Source organism: Psychromonas aquimarina ATCC BAA-1526 (genome assembly GCF_000428725.1).
In the GTDB taxonomy this organism is placed as follows: Bacteria; Pseudomonadota; Gammaproteobacteria; order Enterobacterales; family Psychromonadaceae; genus Psychromonas; species Psychromonas aquimarina.
The window spans coordinates 1-3,341 of sequence record NZ_AUAM01000101.1 but is presented as its reverse complement, the minus strand read 5'-3'; the positions used below and the strand labels follow the sequence as shown (position 1 = coordinate 3,341).

The following is a 3,341-nucleotide window of genomic DNA, read 5'->3' as shown; positions in this document are numbered from 1 at the left end:
GAGTCAGCTACTATACGTTTTCTTCTTCTAAAACTGGTTTCAAGTTGAGGCGCTTATTTGATCACCCAACGGTTCAAGGTGGAATGGTCAAAATGAATATCACGCTTAGCAAATATTTCTTCTATCTTCACGATAACTGAGTTTGTAAGCAAGATAATAATGCAGTGCCATCATGATAATATCTGACGGATAATGTCGACCTGAGAAATTGATTGTCATGTTATTGATGCCTAGAAAAATGTCGAAACATTTTCAACACTTCGATTTACTTCGTTAACTTTGCGACAGAACCCTTCCATACCAACAGGAAAATGGAAAGAGCCCGATGGTATTTCCAACTGTAGCTGATTGGCACTTAAAGACTATATCAATATAGTCTTTATTAGCATCTTTGGCCTGGTCCAGCTTTCCGATACTGTCTAAACGGAAAAGTCAGAAAATACAGTAGGCTCGAGAAGGTACTTATTTATACCCGGCATAATTATTCTTTAATTAACTGTGCCCGTAGGAAAGAGCTATCACTCCTTTTCCTAAGACGCGACAGAACCCAACAAAGCGCACAGTACTTAACCATCAAGGCCAAGTTTAACACAAATAAGGGGACATATGACCATAAAACTAATTTAAGAAACAACAAATCAGCATTATTTATACACCAGTACGAATATTGAAAAATACGCGCACAACAATAAATTATAGACGTTCACAATAAGCGAACCTCTGGTGTCAGTGCGTAACGCTCTGAAATTAAGAGATATTTTGTAAACAATTGATTTTTGTGATGCACGCACAACTTGAAATTAAGGGTTAATAATGATTAAGAGTAAATACAAACTAGCTGCATTATCATGCTTCGTAATGTCAACACTGGGAATGGCTGAGTCTGCAGTGGCTCAGTCCCCCAGTTCTAATACTGGATTATCTAATTATAAAATAGACTCAAGTAAAAATAGTCAGTATTCAAATAGTTATAAAGAAAATGAAGCCCTGCCTAAAGTAACAGCCTACCTGTCCAACTGGACTCATTACCAGCAGGGCTATGAGCCTAATTTAGATGAATTAGCAAAGTATGATACTGTTTTATTATCATTTTTTGGCTTATGCGGCACACAAGTCGGCGATCCCTCCGTTGCTGGCGGTGTGGAGGCGTTGCGGCAGTCGTGTGCTCAGTATGGTTTAAATAAATATGAATTAAGTACAACTGATCCTTATGCAGATTTACAAAAACAGTTCCCAGGCTTCGGTATGGCATGGGGGGACTTTAATTGGCTGGATCCGAATCCGAACGGTATGCTTGGTGTAATGCAGAGGCTGCATGAGCAAAAGGGAACGCGTATTGGTATCAGTGTATTCGGCTGGTCTTTATCAAATATTGCTTCTGATGCGGTTAAACCTGAGAACCGTCCAGTTTTTCTAAACAGCCTTATTAAATTTGTTGAAGCTTATCCGTTTGTCGGCCAGCTTGATATTGACTGGGAATACCCGGGCATTGCCGGTGCTTCTCAAAATGTATTTGATCCGGTAAATGATGCGCGTAACTATAAAGACTTTATTGTTGAATTACGTCAAGCATTAAATAATATTAACCGTTCAGACGTCCTTATTGGAATAGCATCCGGTGCACCAACAGATAAAATTGATGCAGCAGAACTTGATGAATTAGTTAAAGCAGGCGTAGATAATATTCACTTAATGACTTATGACTTTTTTGGTCAGTGGGATACAACGCTGAATCACCATACTAATTTGTATTCAGCAGATGAGACAAAATGGTCTGCGGATAAAGCTATCCAGTATATGATTAATGACCTGGGTATTCCCTCTAAAAATATCCAGCTTGGTTATGCTAACTATTCTCGTAATGCGATAGCTTCTGGCGAAGTTCAGCCAAGCCCGTTAAAGGGCAGTTTTACCCCTAATGCTAATACAGCGGGTTCATTTGAAGCGGCTTCATCTAATATTAATGATATTTTAGCTAATTATGCCAATGTGCAGCCGAATAAAAAGTTAACGGGGAAAAACGGTTACACACTTTATACTGATAAAGTAGCAAATGCCGACTTCTTATATAATGAGGATAACAATTTATTCTTATCCTTTGATACGCCTCGTACAGTATATGCAAAATCACAATATGCACTTAAATATGATTTAGGTGGTGTGTTTAACTGGATGGGGGATCCTGATGAAGGTCTGATGTTAAATGCCGCGCGAGAAGGCCTTGGTTATGAGGTGAAACAACAAGTTTTTGATATGGAAGATATTATCAGCAGCTGTGGTGTAAACATCGAGTCGGATAAAGAGTGTTCAGATTTAACTTTTGATTCTGAGCAGGGGCCTGACTTGACTTTATCAGATCAACAGGCTGTTTTTGTTACGGATGGTGTTTATGATTTAACTGCTGACTTGTCCGGTGCCGCTGAAAATCAAATACAATCTATAAACTGGACGGTAACTAAAGCTAACGGTGTAGACAGCAGTCTGGTTAATATTAATAACAGCGCCGCTTTAGACACGAACTTTAAGGTTAATGTATCTGAAGAGCCTAGTGCTAATGTTGAGATTACTTTTAAGCTGAGCGTTGAACTAAAAGATGGTTCAACCTTGTCTGACACATTAGAATATCTATTAAAGGTGAGTGAATCTGTTCCTGAAATCAATGATATTACGTACAGTGATCAGTATTCATATGCAGATATAGCTGCCGGTAAAGAGTTTAGCTTTTCTGTTAATGCTGTAGATAATGCTGATGAGCAGCTTGACTACCATTGGGATATTACATCCGGCAATGCAGAGGCTGTTAATGGATCTGATACTCAAAGTAAACTGCTTATTGATACTTCATCTTTAATCAATAAACCAGTATATGATGTGACGACTCAAGTAATGGTTACCAATAAATTTGGTAATACAGACTCTATGTCAGCAACAACTAAAGTTATCGGTGATGCTGATGCAAATAATGCACCTGCAGCCTCTATTAAAGTTAATACTGATAATCCAGAACAGGGCACGGTTATTGAAGTACAGTCAACATCTCAAGATGAACTTGTTGATGAATTAATCACTGACTGGACGGTAACGTTAGATGGCCAGCCGGTTGTTGTTAATGATTCAAAAGGTGTTATTGCATCTTTCACTGCGAGTCAGGCAGGTGATTATCAAGTAACCTTAACCGTAACTGATGTGTTTGATGTTGAGAATACAGTCTTAGAAACGATTACTGTTGCTGAAGTTGAAACGACTTGGGATGCAGACAGTATATATAATACTGGTGATACAGTTATTTATAATGGAGTAACTTATACAGCTAAATGGTGGACTCAAGGTGATGTACCTGG

1 protein-coding gene and 1 pseudogene are annotated in these 3,341 nt (G+C 38.5%); one reads left to right on the top strand and one right to left on the bottom strand.

Annotation, left to right across the window (positions count from 1 at the left end):
* Positions 1 to 56: 56 nt before the first annotated feature.
* Positions 57 to 219 (bottom strand): annotated as a pseudogene (locus tag G337_RS28375) (IS6 family transposase); the annotation flags it as partial.
* 594 nt (positions 220 to 813) lie between these two features.
* Here G337_RS28375 and G337_RS0118785 point away from each other — a divergent pair.
* A partial coding sequence (locus G337_RS0118785; RefSeq protein ID WP_028865239.1) for a glycosyl hydrolase family 18 protein occupies positions 814 to 3,341 on the top strand: 2,528 nt, incomplete at its 3' end.